This is a genomic window from Paraburkholderia sp. RL18-101-BIB-B (genome assembly GCF_046026985.1).
GTDB lineage: Bacteria > Pseudomonadota > Gammaproteobacteria > Burkholderiales > Burkholderiaceae > Paraburkholderia.
This window is the reverse complement of record NZ_JARESV010000007.1, coordinates 17,156-43,781: the sequence shown is the minus strand read 5'-3', so window position 1 is coordinate 43,781 and position 26,626 is coordinate 17,156. Positions and strand designations below refer to the sequence as shown.

General features: G+C 65.4%; 21 protein-coding genes. 11 read left to right on the top strand and 10 right to left on the bottom strand.

Annotated features, from left to right (window positions below):
- The first annotated feature begins 150 nt into the window (after nucleotides 1-150).
- The 4 genes from tsaB to P0D73_RS13365 are packed head-to-tail and all read left to right on the top strand — an operon-like array spanning nucleotide 151 to nucleotide 3,692.
- Entirely contained in the window at nucleotides 151-972 is an 822-nt protein-coding gene (tsaB, locus tag P0D73_RS13380) for a tRNA (adenosine(37)-N6)-threonylcarbamoyltransferase complex dimerization subunit type 1 TsaB (protein ID WP_408431627.1), read from the top strand.
- On the top strand, nucleotides 969-1,463 hold the full coding sequence (rimI, locus tag P0D73_RS13375; protein ID WP_408431625.1) for a ribosomal protein S18-alanine N-acetyltransferase: 495 nt from the start codon (nucleotides 969-971) through the stop codon (nucleotides 1,461-1,463). The genes tsaB and rimI overlap by 4 nt, the downstream gene beginning before the upstream one ends.
- Nucleotides 1,450-2,682 carry a uracil-DNA glycosylase gene (locus P0D73_RS13370; RefSeq protein WP_408175929.1) on the top strand — a complete coding sequence of 411 codons (1,233 nt, stop codon included), beginning with the start codon at nucleotides 1,450-1,452 and terminating at the stop codon, nucleotides 2,680-2,682. The genes rimI and P0D73_RS13370 overlap by 14 nt, the downstream gene beginning before the upstream one ends.
- Nucleotides 2,679-3,692, top strand: coding sequence for a DUF1853 family protein (locus P0D73_RS13365; protein WP_408431739.1), 1,014 nt, complete (start codon nucleotides 2,679-2,681; stop codon nucleotides 3,690-3,692). The genes P0D73_RS13370 and P0D73_RS13365 overlap by 4 nt, the downstream gene beginning before the upstream one ends.
- Nucleotides 3,693-4,067: 375 nt before the next feature.
- Here P0D73_RS13365 and thiD read toward each other — a convergent pair whose 3' ends face one another.
- Together thiD and lplT are read right to left on the bottom strand one after the other, a co-directional pair.
- Nucleotides 4,068-4,874 carry a bifunctional hydroxymethylpyrimidine kinase/phosphomethylpyrimidine kinase gene (gene thiD, locus P0D73_RS13360; protein WP_132373907.1) on the bottom strand — a complete coding sequence of 269 codons (807 nt, stop codon included), beginning with the start codon at nucleotides 4,872-4,874 and terminating at the stop codon, nucleotides 4,068-4,070.
- Nucleotides 4,875-4,932: 58 nt separating this feature from the next.
- Nucleotides 4,933-6,240 carry a lysophospholipid transporter LplT gene (lplT, locus tag P0D73_RS13355; RefSeq protein WP_132373908.1) on the bottom strand — a complete coding sequence of 436 codons (1,308 nt, stop codon included), beginning with the start codon at nucleotides 6,238-6,240 and terminating at the stop codon, nucleotides 4,933-4,935.
- Nucleotides 6,241-6,458: 218 nt separating this feature from the next.
- Between lplT and alr the strand changes: the two genes are divergently transcribed.
- From alr to P0D73_RS13340, 3 genes are all read left to right on the top strand, one after another.
- Nucleotides 6,459-7,529 (top strand): alanine racemase, encoded by a 1,071-nt coding sequence (alr, locus tag P0D73_RS13350; RefSeq protein WP_408175930.1) that lies wholly within the window; start codon nucleotides 6,459-6,461, stop codon nucleotides 7,527-7,529.
- 3 nt (nucleotides 7,530-7,532) lie between these two features.
- The gene (radA, locus tag P0D73_RS13345; protein ID WP_132373910.1) at nucleotides 7,533-8,909 is read left to right on the top strand and encodes a DNA repair protein RadA; all 1,377 of its coding nucleotides are present in this window, start codon (nucleotides 7,533-7,535) and stop codon (nucleotides 8,907-8,909) included.
- A 143-nt stretch (nucleotides 8,910-9,052) separates the two neighbouring features.
- Nucleotides 9,053-9,331, top strand: coding sequence for a DUF2866 domain-containing protein (locus tag P0D73_RS13340; protein WP_408175933.1), 279 nt, complete (start codon nucleotides 9,053-9,055; stop codon nucleotides 9,329-9,331).
- Nucleotides 9,332-9,554: 223 nt separating this feature from the next.
- On the opposite strand, the gene P0D73_RS13335 is transcribed toward P0D73_RS13340, so the two are convergent.
- Both P0D73_RS13335 and P0D73_RS13330 read right to left on the bottom strand, forming a co-directional pair.
- Complete coding sequence (locus P0D73_RS13335; RefSeq protein WP_408176180.1) at nucleotides 9,555-10,613, bottom strand: CaiB/BaiF CoA transferase family protein; 1,059 nt, start codon at nucleotides 10,611-10,613, stop codon at nucleotides 9,555-9,557.
- Nucleotides 10,614-10,746: 133 nt separating this feature from the next.
- A complete protein-coding gene (locus P0D73_RS13330; protein WP_408431622.1) occupies nucleotides 10,747-12,702 on the bottom strand; it encodes an ATP-binding cassette domain-containing protein in 1,956 nt (651 codons plus the stop codon).
- A gap of 135 nt (nucleotides 12,703-12,837) precedes the next feature.
- Between P0D73_RS13330 and P0D73_RS13325 the strand changes: the two genes are divergently transcribed.
- Nucleotides 12,838-13,317 (top strand): glutathione peroxidase, encoded by a 480-nt coding sequence (locus P0D73_RS13325; protein WP_408431620.1) that lies wholly within the window; start codon nucleotides 12,838-12,840, stop codon nucleotides 13,315-13,317.
- Nucleotides 13,318-13,328: 11 nt separating this feature from the next.
- On the opposite strand, the gene cls is transcribed toward P0D73_RS13325, so the two are convergent.
- From cls to dapC, 6 genes are all read right to left on the bottom strand, one after another.
- Nucleotides 13,329-14,780, bottom strand: a complete 1,452-nt coding sequence (gene cls, locus P0D73_RS13320; RefSeq protein ID WP_132373914.1) for a cardiolipin synthase — start codon at nucleotides 14,778-14,780, stop codon at nucleotides 13,329-13,331.
- Between the two features lie 389 nt (nucleotides 14,781-15,169).
- On the bottom strand, nucleotides 15,170-16,054 hold the full coding sequence (gene prmB, locus P0D73_RS13315; protein ID WP_132373915.1) for a 50S ribosomal protein L3 N(5)-glutamine methyltransferase: 885 nt from the start codon (nucleotides 16,052-16,054) through the stop codon (nucleotides 15,170-15,172).
- A 17-nt stretch (nucleotides 16,055-16,071) separates the two neighbouring features.
- Nucleotides 16,072-17,211, bottom strand: a complete 1,140-nt coding sequence (gene dapE, locus P0D73_RS13310; RefSeq protein WP_408431618.1) for a succinyl-diaminopimelate desuccinylase — start codon at nucleotides 17,209-17,211, stop codon at nucleotides 16,072-16,074.
- A 166-nt stretch (nucleotides 17,212-17,377) separates the two neighbouring features.
- On the bottom strand, nucleotides 17,378-17,743 hold the full coding sequence (locus P0D73_RS13305; RefSeq protein WP_132373917.1) for an ArsC family reductase: 366 nt from the start codon (nucleotides 17,741-17,743) through the stop codon (nucleotides 17,378-17,380).
- Entirely contained in the window at nucleotides 17,743-18,570 is an 828-nt protein-coding gene (gene dapD / locus P0D73_RS13300; protein ID WP_027213332.1) for a 2,3,4,5-tetrahydropyridine-2,6-dicarboxylate N-succinyltransferase, read from the bottom strand. The genes P0D73_RS13305 and dapD overlap by 1 nt, the downstream gene beginning before the upstream one ends.
- Nucleotides 18,571-18,639: 69 nt before the next feature.
- Entirely contained in the window at nucleotides 18,640-19,857 is a 1,218-nt protein-coding gene (gene dapC, locus P0D73_RS13295; RefSeq protein WP_408282628.1) for a succinyldiaminopimelate transaminase, read from the bottom strand.
- Nucleotides 19,858-20,467: 610 nt separating this feature from the next.
- Here dapC and P0D73_RS13290 point away from each other — a divergent pair.
- The 3 genes from P0D73_RS13290 (at nucleotide 20,468) to P0D73_RS13280 (ending at nucleotide 26,529) form a co-directional block, all read left to right on the top strand.
- Nucleotides 20,468-21,463 (top strand): DMT family transporter, encoded by a 996-nt coding sequence (locus P0D73_RS13290; RefSeq protein WP_408431616.1) that lies wholly within the window; start codon nucleotides 20,468-20,470, stop codon nucleotides 21,461-21,463.
- Between the two features lie 148 nt (nucleotides 21,464-21,611).
- The gene (gene smc / locus P0D73_RS13285; protein ID WP_408282626.1) at nucleotides 21,612-25,130 is read left to right on the top strand and encodes a chromosome segregation protein SMC; all 3,519 of its coding nucleotides are present in this window, start codon (nucleotides 21,612-21,614) and stop codon (nucleotides 25,128-25,130) included.
- A gap of 106 nt (nucleotides 25,131-25,236) precedes the next feature.
- Entirely contained in the window at nucleotides 25,237-26,529 is a 1,293-nt protein-coding gene (locus tag P0D73_RS13280; protein WP_408175945.1) for a cell division protein ZipA C-terminal FtsZ-binding domain-containing protein, read from the top strand.
- Nucleotides 26,530-26,626 lie beyond the last annotated feature (97 nt).

The window sequence follows — 26,626 nt, the reverse complement described above, 5'->3', positions numbered from 1 at the left end:
TGAGATCGGCTGACGATCATAACAATTGCGTACCGCCGCGGGGCCGAGGGCTTATTCCAAACATCGGCCGGCAGACGGTCGCAACGCCGAAGCATGCCGCGCGCATGCCAAACCACATTTGCGTGCGCCGTGCCGATTACAATACGGTCCATGACTCAAACTGTGCTCCTCGCCCTCGATACCTCGACCGAATTCTGCTCGGTGGCGCTTCTGTCCGCTCCCGGCAGTGCGGTCGGCGCCACGCCTGAAGAGGCTTGCGCCGAACCGCGTCTCTGGGTGCGCCACGAGCAAACCGGCGCGGTGTCCAGCACGCGCCTTCTGCCCGCCATCCGCGAACTTTTCGACGAAGCCGGCCTGAAACTGGCGGACTGCGACGCCATCGCCTTCGGTTCCGGTCCGGGCTCGTTCACCGGCCTGCGTACCGCGACCGGCGTCGCTCAAGGCCTCGCGTTCGGCCTGAATCTGCCAGTCGTGCCGGTCAGCACGTTGCTCGCCTGTGCCGAGAGCGCCCGGCTGCGCGATCCGTCGGTGACACGCGTGCTCGCCGCGCTCGACGCCCGCATGGACGAAATCTACTGGGCCGACTACGCCTGGGACGACGCGCAAGGTGAATGGCGCACGCTGCAGGCGGCGTCGCTCGATGCACCGGACCGGCTCGTTTTGCCCGATGTCCCTTTCACGCTGGCAGGCAATGCCGCCGCGGTGTTTGGCGCGCGGCTGCCGGCGCTAGCCGCGGCGAAGACCGTCGACCGCGAAGCGCTGCCTCACGCCGTGCCGCTCGCCCACGCCGCGCTGCGCGCATTGCGCGCTGGCCGCACGGTGCCCGCCGACCAGGCCGCGCCGGAATATGTGCGCGACAAGGTCGCCCAGACCACCGCTGAGCGGGTTGCAGACAAAGCTGAAAAAGCCGCCAAGGCCGAGCAGGCCGCCAGACTCGCGCACGACGCAGCGCAAGGCGAGGGCCGGCAATGAGTGGCGTGTTGCTCGCGGACCGCTACATGTCGCCGATGACCGAAGGCGACCTGGACGAAGTCGCCGCCATCGAAAAAATCGCTTATGAGTTTCCATGGAGCCGGGGCAATTTCGGCGACTCGCTGCGCAACGGCTACTTCGGCGTTTGTCTGCGCCATGTCACGGGCAAGCTGATCGGCTATTGCGTGCTGATGCCGGTCGTCGACGAAATGCATTTGCTCAATCTGTGCGTGACGCCCGCGGCGCAAGGCGCCGGCGCCGGGCTCGCGCTGCTGCGCGAAGCGGTGCGCATTACCCGCGCTGAAAAACTCGACGGCCTGCTGCTGGAAGTGCGGCCGTCGAATTATCGGGCGATCCACTTGTATGAGCGCTTCGGCTTTGCTTCGATCGGCCGGCGCAAAAACTATTATCCGGCGCGGCATCGCAGCCGGGAGGACGCCATCGTGATGCGTTTCTCGTTTGCCACGGAGGGCGCAGATGGCGCTGCATGAATCGGTACTGGAAGAGTTCGGACTCGCGCCGCTGTGGGTGCGTCGCGGGATGGCGGTGGCGCAGGAGGTGGTTGAGCCGCAAGCGCAAGCCGCAGCCGAGGCCGCAGGCGTGGTTGGGCAGAGCGCCGGTGCGCTGGCTGGGCCGGATGCGCGTCGAGCAGAGACGCGCGGCGCGGCGCCGGGATTGCCACCCGTTGCTCGCGCACAGCAAACCTCGCAGCCCGCGGCGCGGGCGGCAGACGTTCAACAAGCCAATGCCGCGCCAGCGCAAGGCGAACGCCGCACGCCTGGCCGTCCGGAGCAGGCATCGCCTGCGGAAGGGGCGCGCGATCGGTTCGATGATCGCCAGCCGACGGCTGAGACGCGCGCAGGCGAGTCGCCGCGTTCCATGCAGAACGGCGAGCAAGCTGAACGTCATGGACGGCCTGCACAAGATCCAACGCAAGGACGGACGCAAGCGCCGGTCGAGACACGCCAGTCGCAACCATCGCAGTCAACGCAAGCCCAGCAACCCCGCAGCTCCGAGCCGCCGACATTCGACGCGTCACCCGATGACGATTTCGCTTGGTTCGACGACCTGCCGACCCAAGCTCCCGCCGACGCACGCGACGAAGCCCCTGCAGCGCCGGCAATCCACACGCTAGACTGGGACGCGTTGAGCGAGCGCGTCGCCGCCTGCCGGCTTTGCCGTCTGTGCGAGAAACGCACGAACACGGTGTTCGGCGTCGGCGATCGCGGCGCCGACTGGATGCTGATCGGCGAAGCGCCAGGTGAGAACGAGGACCGTCTTGGCGAGCCGTTCGTCGGCCAGGCCGGCAAGCTGCTCGACAACATGCTGCGTTCGCTGACGCTCGCGCGCGACACGAACGTCTATATCGCGAACGTGATCAAGTGCCGGCCGCCCGGCAACCGTAATCCCGAGGCGGACGAAGTCGCACGTTGCGAGCCGTATCTGCAACGTCAGGTGGCGCTGGTCAAGCCGAAGCTGATCGTCGCGCTTGGCCGCTTCGCGGCGCAAAGTCTCCTGAAAACCGAGGCGAGCATTTCGTCGCTGCGCGGCCGCGTGCACGAATACGAGGGCGTGCCCGTGATCGTCACGTATCACCCGGCGTATCTGCTGCGCAGCCTGCCCGACAAGGCCAAAGCCTGGGCCGACCTGTGCCTTGCGCGCGACACGTGGCAGGCGGCGGGCGGCGCGCCATCGAACGCGTCGAAGTGACGGCCGCCGAGGGGCCGGCGGCCGGTTCCGCTGCCGTGCCCGGAATCGATGCCGTAAGCCGCGATACGCTGCTCGACACCTTGCGCGACTCCGCCGTGCGCGATCTCACGTGGTTGTTGCTGAGCGCCGATCTGTTGCGCCCGCAACCACCGGTGGGCGCGCTGGCGAATCCCTTCGACGCGCCGCAGGAAGCGCAGGCGACCATCGACTGGCTGCGCGCGCTCGACGCCGCGCCCGAACCTTTGCATCGCGAGCTTGCGGCGACGCGCATCACGCGTCTCGGCCGGTACGCCGAACGGCTGCTCGGCTGGTTCCTGCAACATGGACCGGCGGCGCGGCTGGTGGCTGCCGGCGTGCCCTTGCGGCGCGCTGGTGTCACGCTTGGCGAATGCGATTTTCTGGTGCAGACGCGGCAGGGTGCGCGGCTGCATTGGGAGCTGGCCGTGAAGTGCTATCTGCATGCTGGCGGAGGGCATGCTCAGTCGTCCGCTCGGTTATCCGATTACGTCGGCCCGAATCTGAAAGACCGCTTCGACCTCAAGCTCGCGCATGTGCTGAATCACCAGTTGCCGTTGAGCGCGCGTGAGGAGTTCGCCTCGGTCGGCTACGCGGGTCCGTGGACGCCGCAGATGTTCATCAAAGGCTGGCTGTTTTACCGGCATGGCGAGACGCTGCTCGATCCTGTTGAAGTCGATCCGGCGCATGGCCGCGGGTGGTGGGTGACGCGCGGTGATTGGCAGGCGTTCGCGGCGGCGCAGGCGCAAAAGTGGCGAACATTGCCGCGGCTGGAATGGCTTGCGCCGCGGCGTCATACGCGTCTTGAGGTGCAGACCGCAGGCGTTGCTTTCGTCGATGCGCAAACGCTCGGCGGACAAACGTTGCATCAGCACGGACCGGCGATGGTCGCCGCGTTCGCTGAGGACAGCGCAGGCAATCTAATAGAACGTTCGCGTGGCTTTATCGTGCCGGACGAGTGGCCCGAGCTGGCGCAAAGCTATGCGCGGCAGTAGCAGCGGGTGAACGGGAAAGAAGCGGAAAAAAAAGAGGCGCCAGAAAGACTGAGGCGCAGACCCGAGCAGCGCAGCCAGTCGGCTACGACGCACAAGACCCGTCTCCAACGTCGATCAAAGCACGCAGTAGGACCGTGCAACGCGGTGGGTCCGCTACAACGCGCGAGCACCTCACCGCTGTCGTTAAAAGTGCCCTAGAACCGGGCAACGCCGCAGGTCCACAACCACGCGCGAGCGCCTCACTGCCATCGTTAAGAGTGCCGTAGAACTGGGCAACGCCGCAGGTCCGCTACAACGCACAAGCGCCGCGCAACCATCAGCCAAGCCCCTAGACCGGGCGAACGCAGCCAGAGCACCACAACACCCAGCCGCTTCTCACCACCACCGATAAAAATGATGCACCGGCCCGACGCCGCTGCCGACGTCGAGTCGATCGCTCGCTTGCAGCGCGCCGGTCAGATACTCCTTCGCGTCGGCGACGGCGCTCGCCAGATCGCCACGCTGCGGAATCAGCGCCGCAATCGCCGACGACAGCGTACAGCCCGTCCCATGCGTATTCTTCACCGGTACACGCGGGCCGCCGAGACGCAGCGTGCCGCTCTCCTGCACCAGCCAGTCCGGACTATCGGTAGCGCTCAAATGGCCACCCTTCATCAGCACCGCGCGTGCACCGAGCGCACGCAGCGCTTCGCCTTGCTCGACCATGCCGGCTTCATCGGTCGCGGCTTGCACGCCGAGCAATGCGGCCGCTTCCGGCAGATTGGGCGTTAGCAGATCGGCAAGCGGCAGCAATTCGTCGCGCACCGCCGCGACCGCGTCCGGCAGCAGCAACGCGTGGTTGCTTTTCGAAATCATCACCGTGTCGAGCACGATGTGCTTCGGCTTATGCCGGCGCAGCGCGTCGGCGACCGCGCGCGCGATCGGCGCGTTCGCCAGCATGCCGATCTTCACGGCGTCGATGCGGATGTCGTCGAACACCGCGTCGAGTTGCGCGGTAACGAAGCCGGGGTCCGGCGCGTGAATCGCGGTGACGCCGCGCGTGTTCTGCGCGGTCAGCGCGGTGATCACGCTCGCGCCGTACGCGCCGAGCGCCGAGAAAGCCTTCAGATCGGCCTGAATGCCGGCGCCGCCGCCGGAATCGGAACCGGCGATCGTCAGCACATTGGGAATCGGTTGAGTCATGGCAAAGCGAGGAAGGAGGAAGGCGCGGGCCGCGACGCGTGCGGACAGCCAGCGCGGATCAGTGCTTGACTTCGCCGATCAGCGCGACCGAATCGAACGCGCGCTGGTTGGCCTGGTGGCGCCGCATCACGAACCACATCATCACGCAGACGAAGGTGCCGAACAGCACGATCACCGCCGTGACCGGCACGTCGAGCCACACTAGCACCGCGTAGAGGCACAGCATCACGAGCACCGAGAGGTTTTCGTTGAAGTTCTGCACGGCGATCGAGTGACCCGCCGACAGCAGCACGTGCCCGCGATGCTGGAGCAGCGCGTTCATCGGCACGACGAAAAAGCCCGACAGGCCGCCGACGATCATCAGAAACACATACGCGACGATCAGATAGCCCGGCACATGCACGCGGCCGAAATAGAGACCCCAATGGGCAGGGAACAGGTCGCGCGTGTAGAACGCCATCAGCATCACGGCGATGCCCATCATGATGCCGACCGGCAACACCGACAGCGACTTTTTCAACGGTACGCGGGACGCCGCGAAGATCGCGCCGGCCGCCACGCCCACGGCCACCACCGCCTGCAGGATGGCTGCTTCGGAGAGCGACATGTTGAGCGACACCTCGGCCCATTTCAGCACGATGAATTGCAGCGTCGCGCCGGCGCCCCAGAACAGCGTGGTGACGGCGAGCGAAATCTGGCCGAGCTTGTCGCGCCATAGCACGAGGAAACAGTCGGCGAAATCGGTAACGAGTTTGATCGGGCCGCGTTCCTGTTTCGGATAGCGCGCGCCGGTGTCGGGAATGCGCAGATTGAACAGCGCGGCGATGATATAGATCGCCATGATGACCAGCATCGCCGCCTCGGCGGGCGTGTTGACCGAGGGAATGTGGTGCCGCAGGATCGGCGCCGCAATGTGCGGGCTGATGAGCGCACCGCCGAGCACGGTGCCGAGAATGATCGAGCCGACGGTCGTGCCTTCGATCCAGCCGTTCGCGGCGACCAGCCGGTCAGGTGGCAGCAGTTCGGTGAGAATGCCGTACTTCGCCGGCGAGTAGGCCGCCGCGCCAAAGCCGACGATCCCATACGCGAGCAGCGGATGCGCGCCGACCAGCATCGTGATGCAACCGACGACCTTGATGGTATTGGTGATAAACATCACGCGTCCTTTCGGACGGGAGTCGGCGAAGGCGCCCACGAAGGCGGCGAGAACGACGTATGACAGCACAAAGAACAGCTTGAGCAGCGGCGTCATCCAGTTCGGGGCGTGAAGATCTTTCAGCAGTGCGATAGCAGCGATCAGAAGCGCATTGTCGGCCAGCGACGAAAAAAACTGCGCGGCCATGATGGTGTAAAAACCTTTTTTCATCTGATGCGATGCTGTCCTCGCTGCGGTCTGTCCGCCCCGGCCGCTGGTTGAGCGTCCGGGCTTATGCCGTTCGAAATGGGTTGTGCGCACGGCTTTATATCATGAAAATAGATGGATTCGGACTAGCAGAATCCTTGATCGCACCGCCCAGCGGGCTGCCGAGCGTTGAAAACGCCCTGTAAGCCGCTGATTCGCAAGCGTCTTTACGAAAATATCCCATGCCGCGCCCCCTCTCAGCCACGATTCATACCTCCGCTCTCGCCAATAATCTCGCCGTTGCCCGGCGCTACGCGCCGAAATCCAAAATCTGGGCCGTCGTCAAGGCAAACGCCTACGGGCACGGCCTTGCGCGCGTTTTTCCCGGCCTGCGCGCAACCGACGGCTTTGGGTTGCTGGACCTCGAAGAAGCCGTGAAGTTGCGTGAATTGGGCTGGGCCGGCCCGATTCTTCTGCTCGAAGGCTTCTTTCGTCCGACCGATATCGACGTGATCGACCGCTACAGCCTGACCACCGCGCTGCATTCGGACGAACAGTTGCGCATGCTCGAAATGGCGCGCCTGTCCAAGCCGGTCAACATCCAGTTGAAGATGAACACCGGCATGAATCGCCTCGGTTACACGCCGGAGAAATTCCGCGCCGCGTGGGAGCGGGCGCGCGCCTGCCAGGGCGTCGGCCAGATCACATTGATGACCCATTTCTCGGACGCCGACGGCGATCGCGGCGTCGACTATCAGATGCAAGCGTTCGAGCGCGGCGCGCAGGGCATTGCCGGCGCGCGCAGCCTCGCCAATTCGGCCGCCACGCTGTGGCATCCCGCCACGCACTTCGATTGGGTGCGCCCGGGCATCATCATGTACGGCGCGTCGCCGTCCGGCGTGACAGCCGCGATCGAAGGCACGGGCCTGCAACCGGCCATGACGCTCGCTTCGGAACTGATCGCCGTGCAAATGCTCAACGAAGGCCATACGGTCGGCTACGGCTCGTCGTTCAAGGCGCGCGGTTCGATGCGCATCGGCGTGGTGGCGTGCGGCTACGCGGACGGCTATCCGCGCGTCGCGCCGGAAGGCACGCCGGTGATCGTCGACGGCGTGCGCACGCGGGTCGTCGGGCGCGTCTCGATGGACATGCTCACCGTCGACCTGACGCCGGTGCCGACCGCCAACGTCGGCTCGCGCGTCGAGTTGTGGGGTACCTCGCTGCCGATCGACGACGTCGCGCAGGCATGCGGCACCATCGGCTATGAGCTGATGTGCGCCGTGGCGCCGCGCGTGCCGGTACGGGCGGAATAACGCGTGGCTAAACCGAAGACGTTGTACATCTGCAGTGAATGCGGCGGGCAATCGCCGAAATGGGCCGGCCAGTGCCCATCATGCAATGCGTGGAACACGCTGGTCGAGTCGGTGGCGGAAGCGCCGTCCACGCACCGCTTCCAGTCGCTCGCGAAGAGCGCGCCGGTGCGCCGGCTCGCCGATATCGACGCGTCCGATGTGCCGCGCTTTTCCACCGGCGTGAGTGAGTTCGACCGCGTACTCGGTGGCGGTCTGGTGCCGGGCGGCGTGGTGCTGATCGGCGGCGATCCGGGCATCGGCAAATCGACGCTGCTGCTGCAATCGCTCGCGGAGATCGCCGCCGACAAACGCGCGCTCTATATCAGCGGCGAGGAATCGGCCGCGCAGATTGCGTTGCGCGCGCAACGGCTTTCGTTGCTGGAGCCGGGCTCGAAGGCGAGCGAGCTGCAACTGCTCGCTGAAATCCAGCTCGAAAAAATTCAGGCGACGATCGCCGATCAGCGGCCCGATGTCGCGGTGATCGACTCGATCCAGACGGTCTATTCCGATGCGCTGACTTCCGCGCCGGGCTCGGTTGCCCAGGTGCGCGAGTGCGCGGCGCAACTCACGCGGATCGCCAAGCAGTCGGGCACCACCATCATCATGGTCGGCCACGTCACCAAGGAAGGCGCGCTCGCCGGGCCGCGCGTGCTCGAGCACATCGTCGACACGGTGTTGTACTTCGAGGGCGACACGCATTCCTCGTATCGGCTGGTGCGCGCGATCAAGAACCGCTTCGGCGCGGTCAACGAGCTCGGCGTGTTCGCCATGACCGAGCGCGGATTGCGCGGCGTGGCCAATCCGTCGGCGCTGTTTCTGTCGCAGCACGAGCAGTCGGTGCCGGGTTCCTGCGTGCTGGTGACGCAGGAGGGCACACGCCCGCTGCTGGTCGAAGTGCAGGCCCTCGTGGATGCCGCCAACGCGCCGAATCCGCGGCGCCTTGCGGTCGGCCTGGAACAGAACCGGCTCGCGATGCTGCTGGCGGTGCTGCACCGGCATGCCGGTATCGCGTGTTTCGATCAGGACGTGTTTCTGAACGCCGTGGGCGGCGTGAAGATTACCGAGCCCGCGGCCGACCTGGCCGTGCTGCTCGCGATTCATTCGTCCATGCGTAACAAGCCGTTGCCCAAGGGGCTGGTGGTGTTCGGGGAAGTGGGTCTCGCCGGCGAGATCCGGCCGTCGCCGCGCGGTCAGGAGCGTCTGAAGGAAGCCGCCAAACTGGGCTTTTCGGTCGCGGTGATTCCCAAGGCCAATGCGCCGAAGCAGCCGATAGAAGGCTTACAGGTCGTTGCGGTCGAGCGGATCGAACAGGCGATCGACCGGGTCCGCACGCTCGAATAGACGGGGGTTCGGGCGTCCTGGGGCGCCCGACGTTCCGTAATGCCCGGTAAATATCTCCATATTGGCTGTAACCTACCCGACATTCCTTTTTCCTAAGCTGCAAGGGTATGCATCCCTTCTGATGCCCGAAAAAGGATCGCGCCTTGAAACAGTCATATGAAACCGTAGCCGAGCAGCCGATCCAGGTGCGCGGCTGCCGCGTCTCCGCGCCTATTCGCCAGCCTTGGGGCGGCGCTTGCCGGATCGTCGAATGGATCGACACGGCAGGGCAGATTTCGCGGCGGGTGGTGGCCGAAGACGCCACGGCCGCCGAAGTTCGCGCGACGATCAATCGTCATGTGGAAGGCCGCAAGCACGTGCTGTACGACGACGAAAAGACGCCGCGTCAGACGTTGCCGCGGCAAACTGCTGCGCGGCGCTGAGGTTCGTGCCGGCGGAGCGGGCTGGCCCGGAGTGTGTCGCGTGGTTATTTTCCTGCGCTCGCGGCTCGCGGCTCGCGGGTCGCCGCTAGCCTTTGCTCCTTACGCCTTTAGCCCTCGTGGCTTCTGAGCCTTTTCTCGCCGCACAGAGCTAAAAGGCGGCGCACCAGGTGGCATTTCACCGCCGGCCGGCTGGGCCCCGCCAAGGCGCTGCTTCTCCTGCGCCTTACCTGATCAGGCTCTCTTCATCGTTTTCACCGCTCGCGCTCGCCGCATCGTAAGCCTGCGGATTGAACAGCGGATGCCGCGCGGCTTCGGCAGCCGTGAGCACCGGCGAGACACAGCAGTCGAGCGACTCCAGCAGCAAAACCCATTCTTCCAACGGACGCTTGCCGATCACGTCGGCTAGTTCCTGAGTGAGCGCGGTGGCGTCCGGACCTCCGATCGCCTGGCCGAGACTCCAGTGGCGCGTGGCCCATTCGGGCCGGTCGAGCGCCATGCAGAGTGTTTCCCAGAATTTCAGTTCGAGCGCGCCGACCGCGAGCCAGCGGTTATCGAGCGTGCGGTACAGGTTGTAGCAAGGCACACCGCCGTTCAGCAGACCGGCGCCGACGGCAGGCGCCGCGCCTTCGTTAGCGAGCGCGACCTGCGCCACGACGTTGTGCGCATAGGTGGCATGCGTCATGGAGACATCGACGAAGCGGCCTTCGCCGCCGCGCGACACATGCCATAGCGCCGCGAGAATCTGCGTGACCGCACTCAAGGCGCCGCCGAGCAGGTCGGCAATCTGGAAATTCGGCAGGATCGGCGCGCCGTCACGGCCCGCCAGTTGATCGAGCACGCCCGCGTAGCCGATGTAGTTCAGATCGTGTCCGGCATGGTCGACGAACGGGCCGCTCGCGCCGTATCCGCTGATCGCGCAGAACACCAGCCGCGGATTGAGCGTGCGCAGCGTTTCGTAGCCGAGGCCCAGCCGCTCCATCACGCCTGGCCGGAAACTCTCGATCAGCACGTCCGCTTCCGCCGCGAGCGCGCACAGCACGTTGCGTCCCGCTTCGGATTTGAGGTCGAGGCGCGTTTCGCGCTTGCCGCGATTCACCAGCCGGTAAAACGCGCCGGGCCGCCCGGCCACGCGATCGCTCGACGACTGCATCATCGTGCGGGTGGGATCGCCGGCGCCGGGCGCTTCGATCTTCAGCACGTCGGCGCCCAGTTCGGCAAGGCGCAGGGCGGCGACCGGTCCCGGCAGCAGGCGCGTCAGGTCGAGCACACGCAGCCCTTGCAGCGCGGGCGGCGCGGAGACAGCCGACGCGGCGGCCGAAACCGTGGCCGATGAATCAGGCGTTGAGACGGATGATGTCGCGGATGACAAAGCCAACCTCCCGTCGATGCCGGCGCGGACCTGAAACTGCGTGCCGCTAGCCGATTTGTTCGAGTTCCTCATGAGTCTCGAGCCATTCGGCTTCGAGCGTTTCGAGGCGCGCGTTCACATCTGCCTGACGGCGGATCGCCTCCGTCAGTTTGCTTTTCTGCTCGGGCTCGTAACTCGCCGGATCGACGACAAAAGCATCGAGCGTCGCCTTCTCCGCGTTGAGCGCGTCCATTTCCTTTTCGATCTTCGTGATCCGGCTTTGCAGCGGTTTTTTCAGGTGCGCGAGCTTTTGACGCGTTTCCGCCTCGAGGCGCCGCTGTTCCTTGCGGTTCACGCCGTTGTCCACGCCGCTGTCGCCGCCATTGCCGCCGCTCGATGCCGCGTTCGCTTTGAGCGCTGCGCGTTGCTCGGCCGCATGTTGAAGCAGCCAGTCCCGATAGTCGTCGAGGTCACCGTCGAATTCCTGCAGGCGATGTTTCGCGACCAGCATGAATTGATCCGTGGTGGCGCGCAGCAAGTGCCGGTCGTGCGACACCAGAATCAGCGTGCCTTCGAACTGCGCGAGCGCCATGGTCAGCGCGTGACGCGTTTCGAGATCCAGGTGATTGGTCGGTTCGTCGAGCAGCAGCAGATTCGGCTTTTGCCAGATGATCAGCGCGAGCGCGAGGCGGGCTTTTTCACCGCCGGAGAAGGGCGCGATCTTCGAGGTCGCCATCTCGCCGGAAAAATTGAAGCTGCCGAGGAAGTCGCGCAATTCCTGCTCGCGCGTGTCCGGTGCGAGACGCGCGAGGTGCTGCAACGGGGTGTCGTCGGGGCGCAGCGTTTCGAGCTGATGCTGCGCGAAGTAGCCGATGCGCAGCCCTTTGCCTTCGCGCACGTGGCCGCCGAGCGCCTCGAGCGTGCCGGCGAGCGTCTTGATCAGCGTGGATTTGCCTTGGCCGTTGGCGCCGAGCAGCCCGATGCGCTGACCGTTCTGGATCGACAGCATGACGTGAACGACGATCGGAATCTCGACGGCGGGGTCGCTCTCGCTCCGATAGCCGCAACGCACGCCTTCCATCACCATCATCGGATTCGGCGCCGAATCGGGCGTGCGGAATTCGAACGTGAACGGCGAGGACGCGTGCGCCGGCGCGATCAGCTCCATCTTTTCCAACGCCTTGACGCGGCTCTGCGCCTGGCGCGCCTTCGTGGCCTGCGCCTTGAAGCGGTTGATGTAGCTCTGCAAATGCTCGACCGTGCGCTGCTGCTTTTCGTACGCGCTTTGCTGCAACGCGATCTGTTGTGCGCGCAGCACTTCGAATTGCGAGTAGTTGCCGCCGTAGCGCTTGATCTGCTGCTGTTCCAGGTGCAGCGTGACGTTGCAGACCGAATCGAGGAATTCGCGGTCGTGCGAGATCACGATCAGTGTGCCCGGATAACGGGCCAGCCAGTCTTCCAGCCAGACGATCGCGTCGAGATCCAGGTGGTTCGTCGGTTCGTCGAGCAGCAGCAGGTCGGAGCGGCACATCAGCGCCTGCGCGAGGTTCAGGCGCATGCGCCAGCCGCCAGAAAAGCTGCTGACCGGCTCGCGCGTCTGTTCCAGCGTGAAGCCGAGGCCGAGCAGCAGGGCTTCGGCGCGCGCGGGCGCGGTGTAGCCGTCGGCGTCGGCGAACGCGGCGTGCGCTTCGCCTTCGGCCGCGCCGTCGTGCGCGGCGGAGGCGGCGGAAATCGCCGCTTCGATCGCGCGCAAAGCGGCGTCGCCGTCCAGCGTGTAGGCGAGGGCGGTCTTGTCCGCGGCAGGCGTTTCCTGCGCGACGTGGGCGATCTGCCAGTTCGGCGGGATCGAAAAATCGCCGCCGTCAGCATGCAGCTCGCCAAGCAGCACGGCGAACAGCGTCGACTTGCCCGCGCCGTTCGCCCCCACCAGGCCGGCCTTTTCGCCGGGGTTGAGGGTGAACGTGGTGTTGTCGAAGAGCGGCTTGGTGCCGCGCGCGAGGCTGAACTGGTTAAAGCGGATCACGAAAAGACCGACTGAAGAAAACCGCTATTTTAGACTGCCGGGCCCGACACCGTGCGCTCAACCGGGATCGGCCATTCGGCCGACTGTACCGGCGAAGCTTTTGGCATAGACTGACGGCTTTCACGGGGGGAACACATGACATCGATTTATTCGTTTGCAGCACGTACGTTGGGCGGCGAGGAAGTGAGTCTCGGGCAGTACGACGGCAAGGTTCTGCTGATCGTCAACACGGCGAGCGAATGCGGGTTCACGCCGCAGTACGCGGGCTTGCAAAAGCTGTACGACACCTATGCGGCACGCGGGCTCGCGGTGCTCGGATTTCCCTGCAACCAGTTCGGCAAGCAGGAGCCGGGCGACGCCGCGCAGATCGGCAGTTTCTGTGAAAAGAACTACGGCGTGACCTTTCCGATGTTCGACAAGGTCGACGTGAACGGTGCGAACGCGCATCCGCTGTTCCGCTATCTGACGGGCGAGGCGCCCGGCCTGCTGAAGCTGGAAGCGATCAAGTGGAATTTCACCAAGTTCCTGATCGGCCGCGACGGCAACGTGGTGAAGCGCTATGCGCCGCTGACGAAGCCCGAGGCGATTACCGAAGATATCGAAAAGCTGCTGTAAGCCGGCGGCCGCTACAGGATCGGCGAAAAGAGACGCGCCACGTGCATCAACACGCGTTTCAAAGCGGTGGCCTTGCGGTACTCATTGCGGTCGATTTCACGCGATTCGGCGAAGTCGGCCAGCAGCATCGTTTCGACCTCTTTGGCGAAGCCGCGATCCACGGTCAGCACCATGATCTCGAAGTTCAGCCGGAACGAGCGGTTGTCGAGATTGGCGCTGCCGATCGCCGCGGCCGCGCTGTCGATCAGCACGACCTTCTGATGCAGAAAGCCCGGCTGGTAGCGGAAGATCCGGATTCCCGCGCGTAGTGAGTCGTACGCGTACAGTTTCGAGGCGGCGAACACCACGAGGTGATCGCGCCGGCTCGGAATCAGAATGCGCACGTCCACACCGCGCAGCGCCGCGAGCCGCAAGGCCGAGAATACCGCCTCGTCGGGGATCAGGTAGGGCGAGGTGATCCAGACTCGCTCGCGCGCCGCGTTGATCGCTTCGACGAAAAAGAGCGAGCAGGTCTCCTGCTTGTCCGCCGGACCGCTCGGCACGACGAGGCAGTGCATGCCTTGGCCCGCCGCGGGGTCGGCGACCGGAGCGGGCGGCATGTCGAACTCGGGCAACTGCTGCGTGGCCCAGTGCCAGTCTTCCGTGAACACGAACTGGATGCTGGCGACCGCCGGGCCGCGCACCTCGATATGCGTATCGCGCCACGGCGAGAGCGGCGGCTTGCCGCCGAGATATTCCACGCCCACGTTGTGCCCGCCGACAAACGCGCGTTCGCCATCCACCGAAACGATCTTGCGGTGATTGCGGAAGTTCAGTTGCAGACGGTTGACGAAGCGGCGATTGGTGGCGAACGGATGCGTCTCCACGCCGCCCGCGCGCAGCGCCGCCACATAGCGATGCGGCAGATCGAAACTGCCGATGCTGTCGTACAGGAAATAGACGCGCACGCCTTGTTGCGCTTTCGCGATCAGCGCGTCTTTGAGCATCTCGCCGAGCGCGTCGTCGCGCACGATGAAGAACTGCACGATCACGTAGCGGCGCGCGTTCTCGATCGCTTCGAAGATGGCCTCGAAGGTCGCCGCGCCGTTCACCAGCGTGCGTACCGAGTTGCCGGGCAGAAACGGCATGCCGCCGAGGCGCGTGAGCGAATGCACGAGCCTGCCGCCGAGCTCCAGCGTGGGCAGGCCCGCCGACGACGCGCGCGTGTCCCATTCCGGCGGATGCGCGCGCGTGCGCAGCAGTTCGTTCTCGACGCGGCGTGCGTCCGCGTAGCCGGCAAACTTGCTACGGCCGAGGAACAGATACGGCACCAGCGTCAGATAAGGCATCGCGACCAGCGACACGGCCCACGCGATCGCACCTTGCGAAGTGCGCGTGTTGAGAATCGCGTGGCATGCCGCGGCCACGCCGAGAATGTGGCAGAGGGCGACCAGCGTGCCGATGTGAAGCAGGTCGAATTGCATAGGCAGGGTTGGGTTGGCGAAGCGCTGCCTCGGCCGGCTCGATAGGCGCCGGGCAGCTGACCGCGCCCATCTTACCGAACGTGCGTGCGTTGAGGGTGGGGAATGGTCAAGCCGCAGTCAAGCTTCGGGGGCGCGTGCGCGAATGCGGTGTGGTCGACGTGGGCAGAACATTTTTGCTTTTGCCTGGTCGTAAGCGCGCGAGTCGGGCGTGGGATGTTGGACGAGACTTGGGATCGAAGCGAGCGCTCGTGAAAGCGGCTTCGTTTGGACGCGCGACGCGCAGAGATTGGGCGCAAAGCGAGCGCCCGGTAAAGCGGCTTTGCTCAGGCGCACTGCGCACAGCAGGTCAAGCCCGCCATGCGCACCGCATCCCGAAGAAGCGATAAAACTCAAACCGGCAAATCGGCCGCCTGGATCAGGAACACGTTATCGTCGCCGGCACTGGTGGACAGCCAGACCAGATCGAGCCCGCCGAACGCCGCTTCCACGTTCGCCCGCTCGTTGCCGATCTCGACGACCAGCACGCCTTCGTCGGTCAGCCAGTTGCGCGCTTCGGCGATGATCCGCCGCACGATGTCCATGCCGTCGACGCCACCCGCCAGCGCCATGTCCGGCTCGTGCTTGTATTCGGCCGGCAGATCCTGCATCGACGCCGCGTTCACATACGGCGGGTTGCTGATGATCACGTCGTAGCGGCGCTCGGCGAGCGGCGCGTACAGATCGCCTTCGAACAGCGCGACGCGGTCGTCGAGCTTGTAGTCCGTGACGTTGCGCGCGGCGACTTCCAGCGCGGGCGCCGACAGATCCACCGCGTCGATATCCGCGTTCTGGAACGCATGCGCGGCGAGAATCGCGAGGCAGCCGGAGCCGGTGCACAACTCCAGCACGGCGCTCACCTGCTCGGGATCTTCCACGTAGGGCTGCAAACCGTCCTGCAGCAATTCGCCGATGAACGAACGCGGCACGATCACGCGCTCGTCCACGTGGAAGCGGAAGCCGTGCATCCAGGCTTCCTGCGTGATGTAGGCGGCCGGCACGCGCTCGGTGGCGCGGCGCTCGATCACGTTCAGCACGGCGTCGATTTCAGCCGCGGTCAAACGCGCGTCGAGAAACGGGTCCAGCAGATCGAGCGGCAGATGCAGCGTGTGCAGGACCAGATAGACGGCTTCGTCGTAGGCATTGGCCGAGCCGTGGCCGAACGACAGATCGGCCTGGTTGAAGCGCGAGACCGCGAAACGCAGCAGGTCGCGAACGGTGGAAAACGGGAGCGTCATCGCAAATAGTCCTTGGGTCACGCAATCAGTTGTTCGAGCACGCGGCGATACACGTTCTTCAGCGGCTCGATGTGTGCGACGTCGATATGCTCGTCGATCTTGTGGATGCTGGCGTTCAGCGGGCCGAATTCGATCACCTGCTTGCAGATGCGCGCGATGAAGCGGCCGTCCGAGGTGCCGCCGGTGGTCGACAGTTCGGTGGTGACACCGGTTTCGTCCTTGATCGCCTTGGCGAGCGCGTTTGACAGATCGCCGCGCGGCGTGAGGAACGGCAAGCCGCTCACGGTCCATTGCAGATCGTAGTCCAGATCGTGCTTGTCGAGGATCGCGTGCACGCGGGCCTGCAGACCTTCCACGGTGCTGGCCGTCGAGAAGCGGAAGTTGAACATCACGTCCGCATGGCCCGGAATCACGTTGGTCGCGCCGGTGCCGCTATGAATGTTCGACACCTGCCACGTGGTGGGCGGGAAGTATTCGTTGCCGTCGTCCCAGCGTTCGGCGACCAGTTCGGCCAGCGCGGGCGCGAGCAGATGCACCGGATTCTTCGCCAGATGCGGATAGGCGATATGGCCTTGCACGCCTTTGACGATCAGCTTGCCCGACATCGAACCGCGCCGGCCGTTCTTCACCATATCGCCGAATTGCGCGCTCGAAGTCGGTTCGCCGACGACGCAGTAGTCCATGCGCTCGCCGCGCGCCTGCAGGGCCTCGACGACCTTGACGGTGCCGTCGGTGGCGGGGCCTTCTTCGTCGCTCGTGATCAGGAAGGCGATCGAGCCGCGGTGCGCCGGGTGCGCGGCGACGAACTCCTCGCTCGCCACCACGAAGCCCGCGATCGACGCTTTCATGTCCGCCGCGCCGCGGCCATACAGCTTGCCGTCGCGACGGGTCGGCTCGAACGGCGCCGAGTGCCATTGTTCGAGCGGGCCGGTCGGCACCACGTCGGTATGGCCGGCGAACGCGAGCAGCTTGCCCGCGGTGCCGTCGACGCCGCGTTTAACGGCCCACAGGTTGGTCACGCCGTTCGATTCGATGGTCTCGTGCTCGAAGCCGAGCGCGGACAGGCGCTCGATCAGGAGGCGCTGGCAATGCTGGTCGTCGGGCGTGACGGACGCACGCGCGATCAGTTGTTCGGTAAGGGCGAGGGTGCCGGACATGGATTCGATACAGCCACTTTGAAATGAAAAAATGCCGGCTGGCGGTTGAACACCGCAGCCGGCAACAGCTTTTGAGCCACGCGGCCGAGGCCGCGTTTTACTACGTACCGCGACTACGTGTTGCGCTCAGTTGCGCGAAATCACGCTTCAGGCCAGGCGCGCAGGCTCACGCGAACAGCGCTGTGTAGTCGTCCGCCGAAAAGCCGAGCGACTTGACGCGCCCGTTGACCACCAGCACAGGCCGCTTGATTACCGACGGCTTGTGGATCATCAACGCGATCGCGCCCGACTGCGTGTCCGCGGCCGCCTTCATGTCGTCGGACAGGGCGCGCCACGTGGTGCCGCGCCGGTTCAGCAAGGCGTCGAGCTTCACGTCTTTCAGCCAGTCCTGCACGAGCGGTTCGGTCACGCCGTGTTTCTTGAAGTCGTGGAACTCGAACTCGACGCCGTGCTCTTCAAGCCACACGCGGGCTTTCTTCACGGTATCGCAGTTCGGGATGCCGTAGACGACGGTTTTCGTGCCGCGCGCCATCAGTCGCCTCGCAGCAGCTCGTTCAAGCCGACCTTCGCGCGCGTCTTGGCGTCGACCTTCTTGACGATCACGGCGCAGTAGAGGCTGTGCGAGCCGTCTTTCGACGGCAGGTTGCCCGCCACCACCACCGAGCCCGCCGGAATGCGGCCATACGTGACTTCGCCGGTTTCGCGGTCGTAAATCTTGGTGCTCTGGCCGAGGTACACGCCCATCGAGATCACCGAGTTTTCTTCGACGATCACGCCTTCCACCACTTCCGAACGCGCTCCGATAAAGCAGTTGTCTTCGATGATCACCGGGTTCGCCTGCAGCGGCTCGAGCACGCCGCCGATGCCCACGCCACCCGACAGGTGCACGTTCTTGCCGATCTGCGCGCACGAACCGACGGTGGCCCACGTGTCGACCATCGTGCCTTCGTCCACGTACGCGCCGATGTTCGTGTACGACGGCATCAGCACGACGTTCTTCGCGATGAACGAGCCGCGGCGCGCGATCGCGGGCGGCACCACGCGGAAGCCGCCGGCGGCGAAGTCTTCAGCGGTGTAGTTGGCGAACTTCGACGGCACCTTGTCGTAGAACTGCGAGTAGCCACCGGCCGGCATCGGCGCGTTGTCTTCCAGGCGGAACGACAGCAGCACGGCTTTCTTCAGCCACTGATTGACGACCCAGTCGCCGTCCTTCTTTTCCGCGACGCGCAGCGCGCCCTTGTCCAGTTGCTCGATGGCGTGGGCGACGGCTTCGCGCACGTCGGCCGGAGCGGCCTTCGGCGACAGTTCGGCGCGGTTTTCCCAGGCGGTGTCAATGATCTGCTGAAGTTGTTGCGACATATGCGTGCTTTATCGAAGAGTTGAAGTCTGAAGAAGGGGATGCGGTGCGCGGGGTCGCAAAGTGAAAACTCAACCCGCCAGCGCGCGGCAAAAATCGACGATCCGCTGCGCGCCCTGCGTGCATTCGTCGACGTCGGCGACGAGCGCCATGCGCACGAAATTGCGGCCGGGGTTCACGCCATGCGCAGTGCGCGCGAGGAACGAGCCCGGCAGAACCGTCACATTATAGTCGGCGTAGAGGCGCTGGGCGAACTCGGTGTCCGTGAGGCCCGTGCGCGAGACATCCACCCACAGGTAGAACGCGGCGTCCGGCAGGCGCACGTCGAGCACCTCGGCGAGCATCGGCGTCACGGTGGAAAACTTCCGCACGTACTTCGCGCGGTTCTCGCGCACGTGCGTCTCGTCATTCCAGGCCACGATGCTGGCACTCTGGAACACTGTCGACAAGGCCGCGCCGTGGTATGTCCGGTATAGCAGGAAGTCCTTGAGAATCGCCGCATCGCCCGCGACGAAGCCCGAGCGCATGCCCGGCACGTTCGAGCGTTTGGACAGGCTCGACAGCATGACGAGCCGCTCGAAACCGCGGCCGAGCCGGTGGGCCGCTTCCAGGCCGCCGAGCGGCGGGTTGGCTTCGTCGAAATAGATTTCGGAGTAGCACTCGTCCGAGGCGATCACGAAGCCGTAGCGGTCCGACAGCGCGAACAGTTCGCGCCAGTCGTCGAGCGTGAGCACCGCACCGGTCGGATTGCCGGGCGAGCAGACGTAGAGCAGTTGCGTGCGCGCCCAGATGTCGGCCGGCACCGCCGAGTAGTCGCAGGCGAAGTTGCGCGCCGGGGCGCTATTCACGAAGTACGGCTGCGCGCCGGCCAGAATCGCCGCGCCTTCGTAGATTTGGTAGAACGGGTTCGGACAGAGTACGATCGCAGGCTCGCTGTCAGCATTCTTTTTCGGGTCGAGCACGGTCTGGGCGAGCGCGAACAGCGCCTCGCGCGAACCCGACACCGGCAGCACCTGGGTGGCCGGATCGACCGGCGGCAGGTTGTAGCGCCGCGTGACCCACTTTGCGATCGACTCGCGCAGCGCCGGCGACCCGATCGTGGCCGGATACGAGGACAAACCGCCGAGCGAGGCCACCACCGCGTCGCGGATCAGCGCGGGCGTAGGGTGTTTCGGCTCGCCGATGCCGAAGCTGATATGCGCGAGGCCGGCGGTCGGCGTGAGCTCCGCGAAAAGCGCGCGCAGCTTTTCGAACGGGTAGGGCTGAAGGGAGTCGAGTAGCGGATTCACTGGGCGGATCGAGCCTGATCGAAGAGGGGCACAGACGGATGCGGAAAGAAGCGGGGCACGCGCGCCGGCGGTCAAGCGCACAAGGTGCGCGAAACACACGGCAGAGCGGCAAGCGGATGATTATAGCGTGGTGCGCATGGCGTGGCGGGCGTAGCCTCGCGCAGCCGTTCACGGGCAGATTTGGCGCCGGCGGCACGCACAGGCGATTCACGGCCGCGCCGTAAAGGTAAGTTGAACGGTTAAGCAGTTGAACAGGTAAGAGGACATCGCGCCGTTGAGCAACGGCGCAACCCGCCAGGCGGCGCAGGCAATGCGCTGCAGCGGGAACGACGCGAACCGCCGACGGTTCGCGCAAAAAAGAAGCAGGAGCAGCAATGTACGCAGCAGTCTTGGAGACAACCGGACACAACAGGCGCAGGAGCGCCGCGGTCCTCGGTCGGAACGCCCGCAGCGCCTTTGCGAGTAGAGCGGCAGTGCGCGGCCGGAACACCACTAGCGCCTATGCAAGGAAAGTCGCGGTCGTCGGCCTGAAGGCCACCAGCGCCTGCGCAAAGAGCACCGCGGTCCGCGACAGAAACGCCCCAAAAACCTCCGCAAGGAGCCCCGCACCATGACCAACTGGCTTCGCAACGGTTGGCCGACGCTCGCGATCATGCTGGGCGCGTCGGTGTGGGGCGTGATTTGGTATCCATTGCGCATGCTGGCGGCGCTCGGTGTGACGGGCACCGCAGCCAGCGCGCTGACGAGCGGCGCCGGCTGCCTGTTCGTGCTGCTGGTGCGCTATCGCGCGCTCAAGACCGTGCGCTGGCACTGGCTGCTGCCGGCTCTCGCGCTGGCGGCGGGCATCACCAACCTCGGCTTCGTGTGGGGCTCGATTCACGGCCAGGTGATGCGCGTGCTGCTGCTGTTCTATCTCACCCCCGCGTGGACCGCGCTCTTCGCGCACTTCATCCTGCAAGAACGGCTGACTTGGGCTGGCGCGGGTCTGGCAGCATTGTCGCTGGCCGGCGCGATGACCATGCTGTGGTCGCCGCAACTAGGCATTCCCGTGCCCGGCAATCTCGCCGAATGGGCAGGCCTTGCGGGCGGCATGGGCTTCGCCATGAGCAACGTGCTGATTCTCAAGACGAGCCGCGTGTTGCCGGACATGAAGCCGGAAATGCGCACCGCGACGATCTTTGGCGGCGCGGCGCTGTTCAGTGCCTATGCCTCGCTGTTCGAGGCGATGCCCACGCCGCCCACCGGCGCGCATCTCGGCACGGCCGCCTGGCTGGTGCTCGGCCTCGGGTTTCTGCTGGCGTCGAACAATATGCTGGTGCAGTACGGCCTCGCGCGCGTGCCGGCCAACCGGGCGTCGATCATCATGCTGTTCGAGATCGTGGTCACGGCGCTGTCCGCGTGGCTCTTCGCCGGCGAGACGCCCGGTCCGCGCGAATGGGCGGGCGGCGTGTGCATCGTGCTGGCTTCGGCGCTGTCGAGTTGGGTGCATCGGACCAAGACCATGCCGCCCGATCCGGCCATTCAGGAGGAGAGTCTCGCTGACGGACGCGATGCCGGACTCGACGACCGTAAGGACGGCAAAAACCGCTCACGCGCGATGGTATGATTGCCCCTCATTAGCCGGCACATGCCTCACCGCGTGAAGCCGGCATCCGAGGCCCGAGGGTTCGCGGGCCGTATCGCTCTGTTGGCGAACGGCTGGCGCGGCCTTCACGAGCCACTTATTTTTTCCCTTTTCAAACAGCGAAATCGCCGTGCGTCTGACCTCGATCAAACTCGCTGGCTTCAAGTCATTCGTCGATCCTACGCATTTCCAGGTCCCGGGCCAGCTAGTCGGCGTGGTCGGACCGAATGGGTGCGGCAAGTCCAACATCATCGACGCCGTGCGCTGGGTGCTCGGCGAATCGCGCGCCTCCGAGCTGCGCGGCGAGTCGATGCAGGACGTGATCTTCAATGGCTCGACCGCGCGGAAGCCCGGTAGCCGCGCCAGCGTCGAACTGGTGTTCGACAACGCCGACGGCCGTGCCGCCGGGCAGTGGGGGCAGTATGCCGAAATCGCCGTGAAGCGCGTGCTCACGCGTGACGGCACCTCGAGCTACTACATCAACAATCTGCCGGCGCGCCGCCGCGACATTCAGGACATCTTCCTCGGCACCGGCCTCGGGCCGCGTGCTTACGCGATCATCGGGCAGGGCATGATCGCGCGCCTGATCGAGGCGAAGCCGGAAGAGTTACGCGTGTTCCTCGAAGAAGCCGCGGGCGTGTCGAAGTACAAGGAACGCCGCCGCGAAACCGAGAACCGTCTGCACGACACGCGCGAAAATCTGACGCGGGTCGAGGACATCGTCCGAGAACTGGGCGCGAACCTCGAGAAGCTGGAAGCGCAGGCCGTGGTCGCCACGCGCTACAAAGAACTGCAGGCCGACGGCGAAGAGAAGCAGCGTCTTCTGTGGCTGTTGCGCAAGAACGAAGCCGGCGGCGAGCAGGAACGCCAGCAACGCGCGATCGAGCAGGCCCAGATCGACCTCGAAGCGCACACCGCGAAGCTGCGCGAAGTCGAAGCGCAACTCGAAACGCTGCGCGTCGCGCATTACTCCGCCAGCGACGCGATGCAGGGAGCGCAAGGCGCGCTCTACGAGGCGAATTCGGAAGTCAGCCGGCTCGAAGCCGAGATCAAGTTCATCGTCGAATCGCGCAATCGCGTGCAGGCGCAGATCGCCGCGCTGAACGCGCAGCGTGAGCAATGGCAGTCGCAGGCGCAAAAAGCGCAAGACGATCTCGCGGACGCCGAGGAACAACTGGCCGTCGCCGAGGAAAAAGCCGCGCTCGCCGAAGACGAAGCCGCCGCCAAGCACGACGCGATGCCCGCGCTCGAAGCGCGCTGGCGCGATGCGCAAACGGAGTTGAACGCCGAGCGCGGCGGGATCGCGCAGACCGAACAGGCGCTCAAGCTCGAAGCCGCGCATCAGCGCAATGCCGATCAGCAATTGCAGCAACTGCAGGCGCGTCACGAGCGCTTGAAGTCGGAAGCGGGCGGTCTCGACGCCCCCGACGAAGCGCAGCTCGAAGACCTGCGCATGCAGCTCGCCGAGCACGAGGAAATCCTGCACGACGCGCAAACGCGTTTGGCCGACGCGCAGGAAACGCTGCCGCGGCTCGACGGCGAACGCCGCGCCGCGCAGGAGCGCGTGCAAACGGAAAGCGCCCAGATTCACCAGCTCGACGCGCGCCTTGCCGCGCTCAAGCAGTTGCAGGAAAACGTCCAGACCGAAGGCAAGATCCAGCCGTGGCTCGAGAAGCACGAATTGGGCGGCCTGCCGCGTCTGTGGAAGAAGCTGCATGTCGAAGCCGGTTGGGAAGCCGCAATCGAGGCCGTGTTGCGCGAACGGCTCGCCGCGCTGGAAGTGTCGAACCTCGACTGGGTCAAGGCGTTCGCGACCGATGCGCCGCCCGCCAAGCTCGCCTTTTATGCGCCGCCGGTAGCCGGCCAGCCGGCTGCGACGCCGCCTGCATTGCGGCCGCTGCTGTCGCTCGTGCGAATCGACGACGCGGGCATCCGTGCGGTTCTGAACGACTGGCTCGGCCTCTCGTTCGTCGCCGACGATTTGCAGCAGGCGCTCGCCATGCGCTCGCAATTGCCGGAAGGCGGCTCGTTCGTCGTCAAGGCAGGGCATGTGGTGACACGCGTCGGCGTGCAACTGTACGCCGCCGACTCCGAGCAGGCCGGCATGCTGGCCCGTCAGCAGGAAATCGAAAATCTGGCGCGTCAGGTTCGTGCGCAAGCCTTGCTCGCCGACGAAGCGAAGGCCGCCGCGATCCGCGCCGAAGCCGCTCACACGCAGGCCGCCCATGCGCTGACCGATGTGCGTCAGCAGGCGGAGCGCGCCACGCAGCGCGTGCACGCCTTGCAAATGGACGTGCTCAAGCTCACCCAGGCGCATGAGCGTTACACCCAGCGCAGCACGCAGATTCGCGAGGAACTCGAAGAGATCACCGCGCAGATCGAAGAGCAGCGTGCCATGCGGGCAGAGTCGGAAGCGAACTTCGAGCGTCATGATGGTGAGCTCGCCGAATTGCAGGCGCGTTTCGAAGATCATCAACTGGCCTTCGAAGCACTCGACGAACAACTCACCGCCGCTCGCGGCCAGGCGCGCGATCTCGACCGCGCCGCCACCGACGCGCGCTTTGCCGCGCGCAACATGGCGAACCGCATCGACGAACTGAAGCGCAGCATTCAGGTCGCGCACGAACAGAGCGAGCGTGTCGCGGCGTCGCTGGAAGATGCGCGCGCCGAGCTGGAAACCATCAACGAGCAGACCGCGCACACCGGCCTGCAAGACGCGCTGGATATTCGCGCCGTCAAGGAAGAAGCGCTGCACGCCGCGCGCCTCGAACTGGACGATTTGACCGCCAAGCTGCGTGCCGCCGACGAGACGCGTCTCATGGCCGAACGCGCGCTGCAACCTTTGCGCGACCGCATCAACGAATTGCAGTTGAAGGAACAGGCGGCGCGTTTGAACGGCGAGCAGTTCATCGAGCAACTGGCCGCGGCGGGTGTCGACGAGGCCGAGTTGCAGGCCAAGCTCACGCCGGACATGAAGCCGTCGTACCTGCAGGGCGAAGTCACGCGCATCAACAACGCCATCACGGCGCTCGGCCCGGTCAACATGGCCGCGCTCGACGAGTTGAAGGCGGCGACCGAGCGCAAGTCGTTCCTCGATGCGCAATCGACCGATCTGAACAGCGCAATCGAAACGCTCGAAGACGCGATCCGCAAGATCGACGCGGAAACGCGCACGCTCCTGCAAGGCACCTTCGACCAGGTGAACCAGCATTTCGGCGAACTGTTCCCGCGCCTATTCGGCGGCGGGCAAGCGAAGCTGATCATGACCGGCGACGAAATTCTCGACGCCGGCGTGCAGGTGATGGCGCAGCCGCCGGGCAAGAAGAATTCGACGATCCACCTGCTGTCGGGCGGCGAAAAAGCGCTGACCGCGACCGCGCTGGTGTTCGCGATGTTCCAGTTGAATCCCGCGCCGTTCTGTCTGCTGGACGAAGTGGACGCGCCGCTCGACGACGCCAACACGGAACGTTTCGCGAACCTCGTGCGGGCGATGTCGGACAAAACCCAGTTCCTGTTCATCTCGCACAACAAGATCGCGATGGAAATGGCGCAGCAGTTGATCGGCGTGACCATGCAGGAGCAGGGCGTGTCGCGGATCGTTGCTGTCGACATGGAAACGGCTGCCGGTTTCGCCCAGAATATCGTTTAAACCAAGCCTTCGCGGGTGTCCGCGTTCAGCGCAGCGGCCGGTGGCCGCGCGATACGTGGAGCGGGCGCAGAGCCGCGCAGATAAAAGAATTGCTGATGGAGCATGCATGGACGAGTTGACACTCGGTTTGATCGGCGCGGGTGCCGTGGTGGTCGGAGGCGTGGTCGTGTACAACGCGTGGCAGAGCGCGAAGGTGCGACGCAAGATGCCGCGGCCGATGCCGGCCGATACTGCCGAAAACCTCGCGCGGGACGATCAGGAGGAGCAGAGCCCGTTCATCGAACCGGCCCGGCCGACCACGCGCCGCGAGCCGGTGGTGGGCGCCGAAGCGGCGGAGCAAACCGCGGCGGCGCGCGTCGAACCGACGTTCGGCGGCCAGGCGGCCGGAACGGCGCCGCTCGACACGCCGGCCGATATCCAGGCCGAGACGACCACGCCGAACGGCTATCCGGAAGCCGAGGGCGTGGCTGAAGCCGAAAGTGGCGAGACCGCCGGGGCCGGTAAGGCGGCGCAAGCCGCCCGCCAGGCCGGCGAGCCGGTCGAACCGATTCTGCCCGCTGCCACGACGATTTCGTCGGCGCCGCCGGCTATCGTCGATCGCCGCATCGACTGTATCGTGCCGATCCGTTTGAACGGGCCGGTCGCGGGCGACAAGGTGATTCCGCTTGCGCAGCGCCTGCGCCGCGCGGGTAGCAAGCCGGTGCATATCGAGGGCAAGCTCGAAGGCGGCGCGTGGGAGTTGCTGCAAAACGGCGCGCGCTATGAAGAGCTGCGCGCGGCCGCGCAACTGGCCAATCGCAGTGGCGCCCTTAACGAGCTGGAGTTTTCCGAGTTCGTGACCGGCGTGCAGCAGTTTGCCGACGCGCTGGATGCATCGCCGGAATTCCCCGACATGCTCGAAACGGTTGCGATGGCGCGCGAGCTCGACGGTTTCGCCGCACAGTGCGACGCGCAGTTGTCGATCAACGTGCTCTCCGACGGCGCGCCGTGGTCCGCCAATTACGTGCAGGCGGTCGCATCGCAAGACGGCCTGCTGCTGTCGCGCGACGGCACGCGTTTCGTCAAGCTCGACGCGAAGCAGAGCCCGGTGTTCATGCTGCAGTTCGGCGACACCAACTTCCTGCGCGACGACCTGACCTACAAGGGCGGCCAGATGATCACGCTGGTGCTCGACGTGCCGGTGGCCGACGAAGACATTCTGCCGTTCCGCCTGATGTGCGACTACGCGAAATCGTTGGCCGAGCGCATCGGCGGGCGGGTGGTCGACGACGGCCGCCGTCCGTTGCCGGAAACCGCCTTGCTCGCTATCGAAAAGCAGTTGATGACGCTCTACGCGAAGCTCGAACAGGCGGGCATCCCGGCCGGCTCGCCGGCCACGCGGCGTTTGTTCAGCCAGTAAATTTTTTACGTTTTACCGGTGTCTCCAACGGCCGCACGATGTGCGGCCGTTGTCGTTTCAGGCAGCGCCCTGATGCGAGCCGCTCGACCGGACGCGC

Excerpts from the sequence above, each read along its gene's own strand:
- P0D73_RS13325 (WP_408431620.1), top strand. The coding sequence starts at position 12,838 with ATGACATCGATTTATTCGTTTGCAGCACGTACGTTGGGCGGCGAGGAA.
- alr (WP_408175930.1), top strand. The coding sequence starts at position 6,459 with ATGCCGCGCCCCCTCTCAGCCACGATTCATACCTCCGCTCTCGCCAAT.
- P0D73_RS13305 (WP_132373917.1), bottom strand. The coding sequence starts at position 17,743 with ATGGCGCGCGGCACGAAAACCGTCGTCTACGGCATCCCGAACTGCGAT.
- dapD (WP_027213332.1), bottom strand. The coding sequence starts at position 18,570 with ATGTCGCAACAACTTCAGCAGATCATTGACACCGCCTGGGAAAACCGC.
- prmB (WP_132373915.1), bottom strand. The coding sequence starts at position 16,054 with ATGACGCTCCCGTTTTCCACCGTTCGCGACCTGCTGCGTTTCGCGGTC.
- cls (WP_132373914.1), bottom strand. The coding sequence starts at position 14,780 with ATGCAATTCGACCTGCTTCACATCGGCACGCTGGTCGCCCTCTGCCAC.
- P0D73_RS13280 (WP_408175945.1), top strand. The coding sequence starts at position 25,237 with ATGGACGAGTTGACACTCGGTTTGATCGGCGCGGGTGCCGTGGTGGTC.
- P0D73_RS13370 (WP_408175929.1), top strand. The coding sequence starts at position 1,450 with ATGGCGCTGCATGAATCGGTACTGGAAGAGTTCGGACTCGCGCCGCTG.
- thiD (WP_132373907.1), bottom strand. The coding sequence starts at position 4,874 with ATGACTCAACCGATTCCCAATGTGCTGACGATCGCCGGTTCCGATTCC.
- P0D73_RS13290 (WP_408431616.1), top strand. The coding sequence starts at position 20,468 with ATGACCAACTGGCTTCGCAACGGTTGGCCGACGCTCGCGATCATGCTG.
- tsaB (WP_408431627.1), top strand. The coding sequence starts at position 151 with ATGACTCAAACTGTGCTCCTCGCCCTCGATACCTCGACCGAATTCTGC.
- dapE (WP_408431618.1), bottom strand. The coding sequence starts at position 17,211 with ATGTCCGGCACCCTCGCCCTTACCGAACAACTGATCGCGCGTGCGTCC.
- lplT (WP_132373908.1), bottom strand. The coding sequence starts at position 6,240 with ATGAAAAAAGGTTTTTACACCATCATGGCCGCGCAGTTTTTTTCGTCG.
- rimI (WP_408431625.1), top strand. The coding sequence starts at position 969 with ATGAGTGGCGTGTTGCTCGCGGACCGCTACATGTCGCCGATGACCGAA.